At 70.2% G+C, this 13308-nt stretch carries 11 protein-coding genes and 1 pseudogene; 1 reads left to right on the forward strand and 11 read right to left on the reverse strand.

Annotated elements, in window-relative coordinates; all coding sequences use genetic code 11:
• Window positions 1-51: 51 nt before the first annotated feature.
• The 5 genes and pseudogenes from ACWGJM_RS05220 to ACWGJM_RS05240 all read right to left on the reverse strand — a co-directional run.
• A complete protein-coding gene (locus ACWGJM_RS05220) occupies window positions 52-2805 on the reverse strand; it encodes an alkaline phosphatase family protein (RefSeq protein WP_453410307.1) in 2754 nt (917 codons plus the stop codon).
• A gap of 45 nt (window positions 2806-2850) precedes the next feature.
• Entirely contained in the window at window positions 2851-4200 is a 1350-nt protein-coding gene (locus tag ACWGJM_RS05225) for an ABC transporter permease (RefSeq protein WP_453410308.1), read from the reverse strand.
• Window positions 4197-5138 (reverse strand): ABC transporter ATP-binding protein, encoded by a 942-nt coding sequence (locus ACWGJM_RS05230; protein ID WP_453410309.1) that lies wholly within the window; start codon window positions 5136-5138, stop codon window positions 4197-4199. Before ACWGJM_RS05230 ends, ACWGJM_RS05225 begins: the two co-directional genes overlap by 4 nt.
• Before the next feature lie 251 nt (window positions 5139-5389).
• Window positions 5390-5965 (reverse strand): hypothetical protein, encoded by a 576-nt coding sequence (locus tag ACWGJM_RS05235; protein ID WP_453410310.1) that lies wholly within the window; start codon window positions 5963-5965, stop codon window positions 5390-5392.
• Window positions 5966-6109: 144 nt separating this feature from the next.
• Window positions 6110-6578: pseudogene (locus ACWGJM_RS05240) on the reverse strand (aldo/keto reductase); the annotation flags it as partial.
• Window positions 6579-6597: 19 nt separating this feature from the next.
• Here ACWGJM_RS05240 and ACWGJM_RS05245 point away from each other — a divergent pair.
• On the forward strand, window positions 6598-9735 hold the full coding sequence (locus ACWGJM_RS05245) for a BTAD domain-containing putative transcriptional regulator (protein WP_453410311.1): 3138 nt from the start codon (window positions 6598-6600) through the stop codon (window positions 9733-9735).
• Here ACWGJM_RS05245 and ACWGJM_RS05250 read toward each other — a convergent pair.
• The 6 genes from ACWGJM_RS05250 to ACWGJM_RS05275 all read right to left on the reverse strand — a co-directional run bounded on the left by ACWGJM_RS05250 (window position 9719) and on the right by ACWGJM_RS05275 (window position 13277).
• Window positions 9719-10483, reverse strand: coding sequence for an ABC transporter permease (locus tag ACWGJM_RS05250; RefSeq protein WP_453410312.1), 765 nt, complete (start codon window positions 10481-10483; stop codon window positions 9719-9721). The genes ACWGJM_RS05245 and ACWGJM_RS05250 overlap by 17 nt on opposite strands.
• Window positions 10480-11424: an ATP-binding cassette domain-containing protein gene (locus ACWGJM_RS05255; protein ID WP_453410313.1), complete on the reverse strand. Its 945-nt coding sequence runs from the start codon at window positions 11422-11424 to the stop codon at window positions 10480-10482. The genes ACWGJM_RS05250 and ACWGJM_RS05255 overlap by 4 nt, the downstream gene beginning before the upstream one ends.
• Before the next feature lie 36 nt (window positions 11425-11460).
• Window positions 11461-11829, reverse strand: a complete 369-nt coding sequence (locus ACWGJM_RS05260) for an MmyB family transcriptional regulator (RefSeq protein ID WP_453410314.1) — start codon at window positions 11827-11829, stop codon at window positions 11461-11463.
• A gap of 65 nt (window positions 11830-11894) precedes the next feature.
• Window positions 11895-12689 carry a bestrophin-like domain gene (locus tag ACWGJM_RS05265; protein ID WP_453410315.1) on the reverse strand — a complete coding sequence of 265 codons (795 nt, stop codon included), beginning with the start codon at window positions 12687-12689 and terminating at the stop codon, window positions 11895-11897.
• A gap of 198 nt (window positions 12690-12887) precedes the next feature.
• On the reverse strand, window positions 12888-13034 hold the full coding sequence (locus ACWGJM_RS05270; protein ID WP_453410316.1) for a cation:dicarboxylate symporter family transporter: 147 nt from the start codon (window positions 13032-13034) through the stop codon (window positions 12888-12890).
• An 18-nt stretch (window positions 13035-13052) separates the two neighbouring features.
• Window positions 13053-13277 (reverse strand): hypothetical protein, encoded by a 225-nt coding sequence (locus ACWGJM_RS05275; RefSeq protein WP_453410317.1) that lies wholly within the window; start codon window positions 13275-13277, stop codon window positions 13053-13055.
• Window positions 13278-13308 lie beyond the last annotated feature (31 nt).

Consider the following 13308-nt stretch of genomic DNA (forward strand, 5'->3'; position numbering starts at 1 on the left):
GCCCCTGGTCGGCGGTGACGCCGGCCAGGGGCCTCTCAGGGGCGGGCCAGGTCAGCCGTCGGACTCCGGTGACGGGATGTAGGCGCCCGGCACGTCGTTGGGCGCGTAGACCTTGCTGTCGCCGGGGTACGGCTTGGTCCAGTTGTGCGTCTGGTACCAGGTGTAGCGGTTCATCTGCGTGGGGTTCGCGTAGTCGGGCACGGCGCTCGGGCCGGTCAGCCGCTGGTGCGACGCCCAGGTCTTCCACTGCGCCGCGAGCTTCCGCTCGGCCGTCGGCACCGCCGCGGACGTCGGCGCGGCCGCCGCCTTGGTGTCCTGGGGCGCCGGGGTGTCCGAGCCGCAGGAGGGCTGGGGGTTGACGCCGAGGGTCAGCGAGGTCCGGTTGGGCACCGCCGTGAACGGCGCGTTGTCCGCCTTCCGGGTGAACGCCCCGTACATCGGCGTGGCCGCGCTGTCCTTCTGGTTCATCGGTTGGACCCCGAGGATCTGCTCGATGGTCCGCATCATCGTGATCTGCGAGTAGTAGTGGTCGTCGACGGTGCCGTGCTTGGCCCAGGGACTGATGATCTGGACCGGCGCACGGTGACCGTCGACGTGGTCGAGGCCGTTCTGGGAGTCGTCCTCGACGACGAAGATCGCCGAGTCCTTCCAGTACTTGCTGTGGGAGATCTCGTCGACCATCCTGCCGACCGCGAGGTCGTTGTCCGCGACCTCGGCGGACGCGTTCGCCGGACCACCGGTGTGGTCGTTGGAGAACCAGAACATGTTCAGGTTCGCCGGACCGTTCTTCTCGAAGTCCTGCTTCCAGATCTGGTACTTGTAGACATCCGGGACGTCGAGGTCGAACAGCGGGAAGCCGGGCACCGACACCTTGTTGAGCGACGGGATCGCCGAGCCCGTCTTGATGGGGTAGGCGGTCTGCTGCCCGGTCGCGTCCATGTTCTTGGCGTCGCAGTACAGGTTCTGCCAGGTCGCGCCGGCCGGCTTGCTCTCGATCGACTGGAACTCGCCGTAGTCCTTGACGGACTTGCCGGCCGCCCGCGCACCGGTCCAGATGAAGCCGGACTTCTGGTGGCCGAGAACGTCGTCCTCGGTGTCGTAACTGCGGGTGTACTCACCGGCCGAGGACTCGGTGTACTCCGGGTTGTCCGACTGCATCAGCCAGTTGTGGCCCTCGGCGGAGTTCGTGCCGACGTCGTAGAAGTTGTCGTACAGCCCGAACTGCTGGGCCAGCGCGTGCTGGTTCGGCGTCACGTTCTCGCCGAACTGCGTGAGCGACGAGTCGCCGTTGCCCTGCGGCAGGTCGCCGAAGACCTGGTCGTAGGTCCGGTTCTCCTTGACGAGCAGGAAGACGTGCTTGATCGTCGAGGGGTCGCCGAGCCGGGCCGGGACCGGCGCCGGCTTGGCGTGGCTCTTGCCGTCGGCCGGCGTGACCGAGCCGCGGGTCCAGCCGTTCTGTTTGAAGACCTTGGCCGTCTGGGCCCTGATGACGCTGTCGTCCGGGAGCGTGAACTGCGTCAGGCTCGATGTCGTGTCGTGGGTGCCGTGGCCGGCGCTGTCGGGGCGACGGGCGTCGATACCACGGGTGTTGGAGACGACCACCTTCTTGCCCACGGTGGCGATCTCCGCGGGGAAGTAGTCCGTCGGGAGCAGGCCGACGTAACCGGCCGGCTGCTGCGGGGAGGTGTAGCGGTAGACGGCGACCGCGTTGGCGCGGCCGAGCGTCACCAGCAGATGACCGTCGTCGCTGAGCGTCACCGCGTCGGGCTCGTAGCCGACCTTCGCCTCCGGCCACGGCTGGGTGGCGATGGTCTGCACGACCTTGTCGTTGGCGGTGTCGATGACCGACACGTTGTTGTCGGCGGTGTTGGTGACGAACACCGCGCCCTTCTTGGCATACACCGCGGTCGGGTGCAGACCGACGTCGATGCTCCCGACGGCGGCGGACGGGTCCGTCAGGTCGATGACGCTGACCGTGCCGGTGGTGGCGGCACCGGTGTCCGGGTTGGCCGGCACCTGGGTGCCGTAGGAGTTCATCGTGGTGTCGCCGGCCTTGGCCGGACGCCCGCCCTCGTTGCTGACGTAGAGCTTGTCGCCGACCATGGCGATGCCACGGGGGGCGTTGCCCACGGCCCAGCTCTGCTTGACGGTCCCGGTCGCCGCGTCGATGGCGACCACCCGGTTCTGGCCGTTGACCGCGGAGTACACGGTGGAGCCGTCGGCCGAGAACACCGCCGCACCCACCAGTGCGTGCTTGGAGCCGTCGGCCGGGATCGAGACGGTCGTCGGGTTGGAGAGGGTACCGTCCGCGTTCACGGTGAACTTGGTGTAGCCGTCGCTCTGACCCAGCCACAACTGCGAGCCGTCGGGCGAGTACGTCGGGCCCTCCTGGCCGACTGAGCCGCTGCTGATGCGCAGGTCGTCCGCCTTGTTGGTGCCGACCTTCTGCTTCACCTGCCCGGTCCCCAGGTCCATGATGACCAGTGACGCATCGCCGTCGGCGACCGAGGCGGCGAGGTGGGTGCCGTCCGGGCTGACCGAGGACGACATGATCTTGCCGTCGTTGATGACGGTGCGGTTGCCGTACGGGGCGATGTACTGGTCCGCGGAGACGACCTGGCCGTCATCGGTGACCTGGCCGACCTGCTGGGTGCCGAACTGGTGCGTCGAGGCAACCGCGGTGCCCGTGACGGCGAGGGCGACCGCGATGCCCGCCGTCACCAGCAAGGTCCGGCGGCCGACGCGTCTGCCGAGAAGGCTGACCTGCTCCTTCTCACTGATCCGACGCTGCCGTGTTACCTGCATGGAGCTGTCCCTTCGAGGGAGGGGTGGAGGTCGGGGGGGTGGAGATCAGGGGGTGGAGATCAGTTCGACGTTGCCGTCGAACTGCCACAAGGGGTTCGGCGCGTCCCCGGTCGGGGTCCGCACAAGGAAGTAGCCGTTCACTTCCTTCGGTCCGTCGCCATCGGCCACGAACCGCCCGTCGGCAGTGACGTCGAGTTGGTAGATGGCCTGCCCGGTGACCTGAACGCCGGGCAGGTGCCAGGAGACGACGCACCGCCAGTCGTTGCCCGGGCCCTCGGCCGCGCGCTGGCCGGCGCCCTTGTTGCACGCCGCCTCGGCCCGCAACTGCGCCTCGGTGACGGCGGGGCGGTTGAGTTGCTCGGTCTGCAAGCGGTAGAGGTGCGCGAATGCCGTGGCGACGGACCGCTGCACCTTGTCCTGCTGGATGCCGGAACCCGCGGACGGGGTTGCCGCGGCGACGACCGCGACCGTGAGAGCGACCAGTCCGGCCAGCGGCAGGAGTCCGGTGGTGATGGCGCGGCGCCCGGAGCCGTCGTAGGTCAGGTTGGTGAAGTCGCGCCGCAGGAAGAGCAGGTAGGCCAGCGCGGTCGCCAGCACGGCCCACAGCAGGCTGACAACGATGCCGATCAGCAGCGGGCCGGGCTGTGTCGGGCTGGTGAACAGGCCGTTCCAGGCGATGAAGGCGTAGCTGGGCAGGGCGAGGCGTACGGCGACGGGCAGCGGCAGCATCTGGGCGAGCTGCATGGCGAGCGCGACGAGTGCGGGCAGCAGCAGTCCCATCGGGGACCGCCCCAGCGCGACCGACCCGAGGAGTCCGATCCCGGCGAGGGCCAGGGTCGGGGCGAGTACGGAGACCCAGGCGAGGACGACCTTCCCGGCGGCGTCCCCCGGCGCCAGCAGGTGGCCGTCGAGGCCGACCAGCGGCTGGTTGCCGACCGCCACGACCCCGCCGGCCGTGCTGGAACAGGCCAGCCCGGCCACGAGCAGCAGAATGACGGTGAAGCTGGCCAGCGCCTTCGCCACGAAGATCCGTCGAGGCGAGCGGACCGCCACGAGCAGGTGGCGCCAGGTACCGAGCCGGTCCTCGGAGGCGAACACGTCACCGGCGACCACCGAGGTCAGCAGCGGGAGCGCCCATGTACCCGCGAAGCCGAGCATCACCAGCGGTCCGGCCCACCCTGTGGCGTGCATCCAGCGGCCGAAGAGGGTGTCGGAGGGGAGCGTGCTCTGCCTGCTCACCGCGGCGACGAAGAGTGCCGGTGCGATCCAGCAGGCGAGGACCAGCAGGCGGATCCGCCATTGCGAGACCAGTTTGACCAGCTCGAAGCGGTAGCCGCGCGGCACCGAGACACGACTGGCGGCAGCAGCACGGTCGTTGACTGTGGTCGCGGTCATCTACCGGCCTCCTGCTGCTCGGTGAGGGCGAGGAACGCGGCCTCGAGGGGTGACACCACGGGGGTGAGCTCGCGCACCGCGATGCCCGCGTGCACGAGCCCCACCACCAGTTCGTCGAGGGCGGGCACCAGCGCGCGCACGACGAGCCTCTCGGCGTCGTCCCGTGCACCGGCGTCGTCGACGACGCGGATCCCGGCCGTGTCGACAGCCACCCGGCGGGCGGCCTGCTGGTCGGAGGTGACCAACCGGTAGTCGAGTTCACGGTTCTCGGCGGCCAGCTTGCCGAGCGGGCCGGAGAAGACGACCCGTCCGGTGGCCAGGATCGTGACCTCGGAGCACAGTGCCTCGAGGTCGTCCATGCGGTGGCTCGAGAGCACGACGCCGGTTCCGTCCGCCGCGAGCCGGGTGAGGACGCCGTGTACGTGTTTCTTGCCGGCCGGGTCGAGGCCGTTGGCAGGCTCGTCGAGCACGAGCAGTCGGGGCTTGCTGAGCAGAGCGGCGGCGAGCCCGAGCCGCTGGCGCATACCGAGGGAGAATCCCCGTGTCCGGTCGTCGGCGACGTCGGTGAGCCCGACCTGGTCGAGCACGTCGTCGATCCCCGCTGTCCGCGCGTCGCTGCCGCGGAGAGCGGCCAGCGCGGCGAGGTTCTGCCTGGCGGTGAGGGAGGGGTAGAGGCCGGGGCCGTCCACGAAGCCGGTGACACCGTCGGGAGCGGCGAGCGCCCTCCCTACCGGCGTACCCAGGATCTCCAGGCGGCCGCGGTCGGCGACGGCCAGGCCCAGAAGGAGGCCGAGCAGTGTCGTCTTGCCTGCGCCGTTCGGTCCGACCAGGCCGTGAATCTGCCCCTGCGTCACATCCAGATCGATGCCGTCGAGTGCGACGACGTCACCGAAACACTTGGTGATCCCGCGAGCCCGGACTGCGTGGAGTGCGTCCATGGATCCCTTCTCTCTCAACGGTCACGGAACATAGGCACGGCACACGACCCAGGCAGGGACTGCTGGTTGAACGTCCATGGAACGGATCGTCAAAGCATCGGCAAGCTCGTTCGTACGGACCAGCCGGTATCGAGCCGTAGTTGGGCGACGCATCGCGGGCGGATTCCGTATGAACCACCCGTGTCCGGCAATTCGGTGCACTTTCAGGACGAAGCGTGCGCCCACCGGCCGTCGTCGAGCAGCGTTCGGGTTCAGGGAGACCGATGGACCTCGTGCTGAGCGAGCCGTAGTGCTTCGGACCTGACGTCGGCGTCCACCTGTGCCGATGTTCTGTCGCCGTATTCGAGGATGTCGTACTCGTCGTCCAGTTCGGCGAGTCGTTCGGCCTGCGGCAGCCCGTGCCCGAAGCGCCGGTGGATCCGGAAGGCCAGCTCGCGGGGCGTCAGCTCGCCGGCCAGCATCCGGGCGGCCAGTGCCCGCGCGGCGGCTTCCTGGCCGGCAACGCTGCCCACCGGGTAAAAGACGAGGCCCAGTTCGTCGAGTGCTGGGGGAAGGAGGTCAGGGACGTCCTGATCCGCCTCCGCGCGCGTGCACGCGGCCAGGATCCGCAGCGCAGGAGTGTCGAGACCGGCGACGAGCGCGTCACAGGCACCGGCGACGACATCGGCCGCACGGATCTCGCCGATGCTCCAGAGAACGGCACGGTCCTGGAACTGACGGGCTGCTGGTCCGGTCGACGGCACCTGCCCATGGTCTCGTCTGCGGGTTGAGCGGGTCGAGCGGGTTTCTCCGCGACACCTGCTCGGCAGCCCCTCGCGGAAGCGCACGGTGAGTACGTGGACCGTGCCGGTTTCGCAGCCGCAGCCGCAGCCGCAGGCCGTTGAACCGGAGGATCGTCACATCTACGTGGTGCGCGCGCGTCATCGGGCACAGCTCGTCCTCACCGGCGGGCAGGCTCGGTGGCGGCTGCGAAGACCGAGCCCGCGCGGCAGGGCCTTCGCCTCCACGTCCCTGGTCCGCGGGGAGTACTCGGACAGCGCAGCGGCGGCGACCGGATGGACGGCGTGAGCGCGGCGGATCGTACCCGGGGCCGCCTCGGACAGGCCTATGTAACGGATCTTGCCCTCCGTGACGAGGTCGGCGAGGGCACCGATGGTCTCCTCGATGGGCGTGTCGGGGTCGATGCGGTGCTGGTAGTACAGGTCGATGTGGTCGGTGCCGAGCCGTTTCAGGGAGCGCTTCCAGCGCGGTGCGGTGGTTCTCCCGGGTGCCGTCGATGTCTCCCACGCGGTCGGTACGGTGCGCGTACATGCCGAACTTCGACGCGAGGACGACCTGGTCACGGCGGCCGCGCACGGCACGGCCGACGAGTTCCTCGTTGACGAAGGGGCCGTACGCCTCCGTCCTGTCGAGGTGGGTGACGCCTGGGTCTGCCGAACGCTCATGACAAAATCAGCGGGTGCAGATCGGGATGCTGGGTCCATTGGAGGTTCGCGGGGACGATGGCGGCTTGGCCGACGTGCCGGGCGCGCGGTTACGCGGACTGCTGATCGCCCTCGCGCTCAAGCCGGGTCACGTGGTCCCGAAAGCGTCGCTCGTCGACTGGATCTGGGGGGAACACCCGCCCGCCGATGCGACGAACGCCCTGCAGCGCTTGGTTTCCCGGCTGCGGAAGGCATTGCCGGGCGGGGTGGTCGAGGGGTTGACGGACGGCTACCGGTTGGCCGTGGAGCCCGATGCCGTCGACAGCGTGCGGTTCGAACGCCTCGTCGTCGCGGGCCAGGTCCGTACCGAGGACGGTTCCCGGCGGGTGCGGCTGCTGCGCGAAGCCCTCGAACTGTGGCGCGGGGCGGCCCTGCAGGACGTCGGGCTCCAGGACAGCGCCGCGTTCGACGCCGCGGTCGTCCGGCTGGAGGGGCTGCGGCTGACTGCCACCGAGGAGCGGGTCGACGCGGAGGTCGCCCTCGGACGCGGGGCGGAGCTGGTCACGGAGCTGACCGACCTGGTGGCCGCGCACCCGCTGCGGGAACGGCTCGTCGCCGCGCTGATACGCGCCCTCGCCGCGGCCGGCCGCGACAGCGAGGCGCTGCTGGTGTACCAGCGCGCGCGGGAGGCCCTCGCCGACGCGCTGGGCGTCGACCCCTCTCCGGAGCTGGCCGCGCTGCATGTCGCGCTGCTGCGGGGCGAGTTGGGGCGGCGGGAGGAGAGTCGCAGGACCAACCTGCGCGCCGAGCTGACCAGTTTCATCGGCCGGGATGCCGATGTCGCCGCGGTGCGCGAGCTCGTCGCCGGGCATCGGCTCACCACCGTGATCGGGCCGGGCGGCGCGGGGAAGACCCGGCTGGCCACGGAGACCGCGCGCACACTGACCGGCGAACTGCCCGACGGGGCCTGGCTGGTGGAGCTCGCCGCCATCGGCACGGACGGCGACGTGGCACAGTCGGCGCTCGCCGCGCTCGGCCTGCGGGACGCCCTGCTCGGCGGGGCCCCGAACGCGGAGCCGGCCGACCGTCTCGTCGCCGCGATCCGCGAGCGGGAGGCGCTGCTGATCCTGGACAACTGCGAGCACGTGATCGAGTCCGCGGCCGTCTTCGCCCACCGGATGCTCGGCGAGTGCCGACGGCTGCGGATCCTGGCGACGAGCCGGGAACCGCTCGGCATCACCGGCGAGGCGCTGTGGCAGATCGAGCCGCTCGCCCTGCCGGAGCGGGACGCGGGACCGGGCGAGATCGAGGCCGCACCCGCCGTCCGGCTGTTGCGGGACCGGGCGGGTGCCGTGCGCCGGGACCTCGCGGCCGACCCCCGCACGCTGGCGACGATGGGGCATGTCTGCCGGGCGCTGGACGGGATGCCGCTGGCGATCGAACTGGCCGCGGCCCGCCTGCGCACCATGTCCGTCGACCAGCTCGCGGGCCGGCTCGACGACCGGTTCCGCCTGCTGACCGGCGGCAGCCGGACCGCGCTGCCGCGGCACCGGACGCTGCGTGCGGTGGTCGACTGGAGCTGGGGACTGCTCACCGACGCCGAGCGGACGGTGCTTCGCAGGCTCTCGGTGTTCGCCGGCGGGGCGAGCCTGGAAGCGGCCGAGCGGGTCTGCGCGGGCGACACGGTCGAGCCGGATCAGGTCCTCGAACTGCTCACCGCGCTGACCGAGAAGTCGTTGCTGCGCGCCGACGGCGACGGCGCCCCGCGCTATCGGATGACCGGCACGATCAGGGAGTACGCCGGGCAGCGGCTCGCGGAGGAGGGGGAAGCGGAGTCGGCGCGCCTCGCGCATCTCGCTCACTTCACCGAGCTCGCCGAGACCGCGGAGCCGCATCTGCGCCGCTCCGAGCAGCTGGAGTGGCTGGCCGTGCTCGCGGGCGAGCACGACAATATCGGTTCGGCGATGCGCGGTGCGCTCGCGGCCGGTGAGGCGCAGGCGGCGATGCGGCTGGCGGCGGCCGCCGGCTCGTACTGGTGGCTCGGCGGGCACAGGGCCGAAGGCTTCGAGCTGCTCACCGCGGCCTCCAGGATGCCCGGCGAGGTGACCGACGAGGCCCGGGCCATGGTGTACGCGCTGGTCGTGCTGTTCGTGAGCGACGGACGGGGCGGCGAACAGCAGGCCGCGGAGTGGATCCGTGAGGCGTACCGGTTCAGTCGGCGCATCCGGCGCCGCCCCCCGATGTTCGGGCTCGTCGACGCGCTGGAACGCCTGCTGCGGACGCCCGGTCCGTCCGCGTTCGAACCGCTCCTCGACAGCGAGGACCCCTGGGTGCGCGCGCTGGCCCGGCTACAGCTGGGCAAGATGCGGATCGTTCTCGGCCGTGGCGGGCGGGACGCGGACGCGCACCTGGAGAAGGCGCTCGCCGAGTTCCGGGCGCTCGGCGAGCGGTTCGGGATCATGTTCGCCCTGAGCGAGCTGGCGGGCCGGACCGCCGTGCGCGGTGAGTTCGCCGGTGCGTGCGCGTACTACGAGGAGGCGGTCGCGGTCGTCACCGAGGTCGGTGCCACCGAGGACGTCATCCGGTTGCGGTCGCAGCAGGCCTGGCTGTACCGGCTGCTGGGCGACGAGGACGCCTGCGCGGCCGCCCTGGGCGAGGCGCAGCGGTACGCGGAGCGAGTCACCTGGCCGGACGCACTGGCCGAGCTGGCCTTCGTGAAGGCCGGACTCGCCCGGTGGGACGGCGACATCGAGGAGGCCCGCGAACAACTCGACGCTGCGATGGCCTTGTTGGGTGACCAAGCGGAGCTGGCGCACATGCGCGCGGTGCGGCACGACCTGCTCGGCTACCTCACCGACGACCTCGACGAGGCCCGAGCGCACCGTGCGGCGGCCTGCGCGGCGGCGGCTGAGTCGGGATACCCGCTGGCGATCGGGCAGGTGCTCATCGGGGTCGCCGAACTGGCCCTGCGCCGCGATGAGTTCGAACAGGCCGTACGGCTGCTCGCGGCGAGCGCGGCCGTACGGGGCCTGAAGGACCGCTCCCATCCGGACGTGGCCCGCATCGAGCAGGTGGCACGGAGCCGCCTCGGCGACGCGCGGTTCGCCGAGGCGGCCAGGGAAGGGACGCGGACCGACTGGTCTCAGCTGGTCGAGGTCACGCTCGCCTCTTGAAGGTGGCGACCGCGCACACGTATCCGATGACCGCGAACCCGACGCACCAGGCGAAGGCCGCGATCATGAGGCCGGTCGACGGGTGGCCGCCCGACAGCAGCCCGCGCAGCGTCTCGACGATCGGGGTGAAGGGCTGGTACTCCGCGAACTGCCGCACACCGGTCCCCATCGTGTCCGCGGGCACGAACGCGCTGCTCAGGAAGGGCAGCATGATCAGCGGGATGGTGGCGAAGGCCGCCGACTCCACGGTCTTCGCGGCCAGTCCCAGGGCGACCGTGAGCCAGCTGGCCCCGAAGCTGAGCAGCAGCATGATGCCGACCGCGCCGAGCCAGCCGAGGAAGCTCGCATGCGAACGGAACCCCATCGCGAAACCGACGCCGACGATGACCGCGTCGCCGACCAGGCAGCGCACCGTGGTGGAGACGACATGACCGGTCAGCACGGCGCCGTGCGAGACATCCATAGTCTTGAACCGGTTGATGATGCCCTTCGTCATGTCGTCGTTCACGGCCGTCGCGGTGGCCCCCAACCCGTAACTGATGGTCATCACGAGCAGGCCCGGCAGCGCGTAGTCGACGTACTTGCCCTGGACTTTGAAGGCGCCTCCCAACACGTAGACGAACATGAGCATCATCACGACGGGAAACAGGACCGAATTGAACAGCGTGACCGGATTCCGGACCGAGTGCTTGAAGTTGCGGCGAAGCATGATCGCCGAGTCGCCGAACGACGTCGAGACACTGCTCACGGTGCGATCACCTCCGCGTCGGCGCGCCCGGTCAGCGCGAGGAACACGTCGTCCAGGTCGGGGGTGTGCATCGTCAGCGCCTCGGCCTGGATGCCGGAGCCTTCGAGTACGTCGAGCACGGCGCGGAGTGCGGGGATGCTGCCGTCGCTCGGGATCTGGAGGGCGAGCGCCTCGTCGTCGCGCGTGACCGTGCTGAGCGCGAGGCGGTTCTGGGCGGCGTCCATCTGCCGGACGTCGTTGAACTGGAGGCGGATGTGGCCGCCGGGGACCTGGCGCTTGAGCTCCTGGGGGGTGCCCTCGGCGACCAGCCGGCCCTGGTCGAGCACCGCGATCCGGTCGGCCAGCTGGTCGGCCTCGTCGAGGTACTGGGTGGTGAGGAAGATGGTGGTGCCGTCGGCCACCAACGCGCGGACGATCTCCCACATCGTGCGCCGGCTACGGGGGTCAAGACCCGTCGTCGGCTCGTCCAGGAAGATGATCCGCGGGCTGCCGACCAGCGTCATCGCCAGGTCCAGCTTCCGGCGCATGCCGCCGGAGTACGTCGATGCCAGCTTGTCCGCCGACTCCACCAGGTCGAACCGCTCCAGCAGCCCCGCGACCACCCGGCCACCGTCACGCACCCGCTTCAGATCCGCCATCATCCGCAGGTTCTCCCGGCCCGACAGCAGTTCGTCCACCGCGGCGAACTGCCCGGTCACACCGATGACCGCACGCACCTCCTTGGTCGCCGTCGCCACGTCGTGCCCGCCGACGTACACCGTCCCGGCGTCGGCCCTCGTCAACGTCGCCAGGACGTTCACCGCCGTCGTCTTGCCCGCCCCGTTCGGGCCGAGCATGGAAAAAACCGATCCCGCGGCAACATCGAAGTCGATGCCGTCGAGCACGACCTTGTCGCCATATGCCTTGCGCAGCCCTGAGACCGCGATCGCCGAACTCTTCATGCGCCCACCGTCACCGGCGGGCCTGACACCCGCCTGTCACGCCTCTGACACGACCGCTGACATGACCGCTGCCACGGCGTTCGGCTTCCCGTGACGTGCCTGCGCCGACAGCCGGTCCAGGAGCACCATCGCCTGGTGATCCGGGGTGCCAGTTCGCCGATGAGCGCCACCAGGTCGGGGCATCCGGCTCGATTCCGCGCAGTCCGCGCGGCCACGCAACGACGCAGCGCACGGCGTCCTGCCACCGAACAGATCGCGGGCCGCCGGGTGTGCGACGACGTACCGGGCCAGGTTCCGCCGCTCCGAAGGCCACTCCTCCAGCCCAGCGAACAGCCCCAGCCCGCCGGGATGCGCGGCGAGCGGGCCGAAGGAGCGTCCCACGACGTAAACGGGGTGCGGACGCATGCTGCCGAGGTGCCATGCCCTCAGGCAGTACGTGACCCGAACGCCGTATACGCAGACCTCGCGGCCTATGACCCGGCGCCGAAGAAGCCGGACTTCAGATCCCCGATGATGGCGTCGAGGGGATGTCCACTGACGATGAACGGTCCGTTCCAGGGCGCGCTGAGTGCGAAGAGCAACGCCAGGCTCAGCCCGACCACGCTCGCGACACCCGCGATGAGCAGTGACGTTCGCAGGCTGCTGCGGAAGACCAGCGCGCCGGCGTTCACGATCAGGGCCAGTCCGCTGGCCACGAGCGTGATGACGTAGAGCACGGGTACGGCGCGCGAGGCGGCGGCGATGCGGGCGCGACGACCATTGGTGACACCGTCCAGGGCAGCCACCAGTTCCGTGCCGGCCGGGGTTCCCACCTCGGGCCGGGCCGCCTCGGCGCGCACTGTGCGTTCCAGCCCTGCGATCGCACGAGCGGTCTCCGGGTCGTCGCCGGACGCCGCCGCACCTTTCCATTCCCTGGCACGCGTCGTCCGCAAGTATTCCATCAGCGCCGCGTGGATCGGCTCCGAATCGACTCTCGGACTTGTCGCCGCCCACGCCAGGCGCGAAGCTGCGGCCGCCTCGTCGCTCACCAGCCCCTCCGCCGCACGCAGGTAGCCGGACTCGCTGGCCAGTGTGAGTGCCGCGAAGATCGCGAAGGCGGCTCCGAGTGTCGGCATCAGGGGCGTGACGATCTGCGGTACCCGGTCCTGTTCCGCGACCGGTACGAGCGCCCGGACACCGATCCGTGCCAGGGCCGCGACCAGGAAGGCGAGCAGAAGCCCGCCCACAACCAGCACCACCGCCGGCAGCGAGGTCAACCAGTTCACCACATCACCTACAGCCCATTGCCCCGGGCACCGGGCGGCGGCGACACATCGACCTCCGCGACCTGGCGCTCCTCGTCGATCGCCTTCACCGAACGCTCCATGATCACAGGTAGAAGACCTTTGAGGCTCGCGACGCCCGGCACGGCATGTCGCTTTGTTGTAAGGGGCCGTCCGAGCGTGGCCGCGTTTCAGATGTCGTCAGGTGTTCAGGGCGTCGATGAGCGCCTTGATGACGTCCTCGGCGATGATGAGCGTGGCGAGGGAGAGGTAGATCGTCGCGCCGTCGAGGTTGAAGCTGTAGCCGGTCGGTACGACCAGCCCCACCGTGGACTTCTCGGCCCCCATGTAACCGCAGCTTGCGCATCAGCCCGGGGAGGGCCGGTCCGCCGTGGACGTGCCCAGGATCAGTAAGAACTCCTCCTTGAAGCAGCGCACGAGCTGGAAGATGTTCAGCTTCACGTATGCGGCGAGCACGCCGCCGAGCACGACCACGACGAACAGGGCGGAGGTGACGCAGAAGAGCAGGATCAGCGAGCCGGGGCTGGTCAGCGTGGACAGGCCGAACTTCCCGATGACGTACGACAGCACCTTGAAGAGAGGGGGTCCACGACCAAAAACC

It is taken from the genome of Streptomyces sp. NPDC054834 (genome assembly GCF_053611185.1).

Coding starts and splice junctions, on each gene's coding strand:
- ACWGJM_RS05225 (WP_453410308.1), bottom strand. CDS start 4,200: ATGACCGCGACCACAGTCAACGACCGTGCTGCTGCCGCCAGTCGTGTC.
- ACWGJM_RS05230 (WP_453410309.1), bottom strand. CDS start 5,138: ATGGACGCACTCCACGCAGTCCGGGCTCGCGGGATCACCAAGTGTTTC.
- ACWGJM_RS05220 (WP_453410307.1), bottom strand. CDS start 2,805: ATGCAGGTAACACGGCAGCGTCGGATCAGTGAGAAGGAGCAGGTCAGC.
- ACWGJM_RS05260 (WP_453410314.1), bottom strand. CDS start 11,829: ATGCGTCCGCACCCCGTTTACGTCGTGGGACGCTCCTTCGGCCCGCTC.
- ACWGJM_RS05270 (WP_453410316.1), bottom strand. CDS start 13,034: ATGGGGGCCGAGAAGTCCACGGTGGGGCTGGTCGTACCGACCGGCTAC.
- ACWGJM_RS05255 (WP_453410313.1), bottom strand. CDS start 11,424: ATGAAGAGTTCGGCGATCGCGGTCTCAGGGCTGCGCAAGGCATATGGC.